Annotated in this window: 1 pseudogene; it reads left to right on the top strand. The window is 71.3% G+C overall.

The window, feature by feature from the left end:
• A pseudogene (locus RTM68_RS18910) lies at positions 1-209 on the top strand (MurR/RpiR family transcriptional regulator); the annotation flags it as partial.

Below are 209 nucleotides of genomic sequence, written 5' to 3'. Positions count from 1 at the left end.
ATCCGGATGCGGTGAGCGAGGCGGTGCGTCTCGCGGCATCCGCCCGTCGCCTGCTCGTGCTCGCGAACGGACTGTCGTCGCCCATCGCGAACGACCTGGCCATGCGGCTCACGGCCTCGGGGCGGTCGGCGGAGTTCATCGCCGATGCGATCGCCCAGCAGATCGCCGCTCGCCACCTCACGGCGGAGGACGTCTGCCTGGTGGTGAGC

Source organism: Microbacterium sp., from assembly GCF_031988965.1.
Taxonomy (GTDB): Bacteria; Actinomycetota; Actinomycetes; order Actinomycetales; family Microbacteriaceae; genus Microbacterium.
This window is presented reverse-complemented; position numbering and strand designations above follow the sequence as displayed.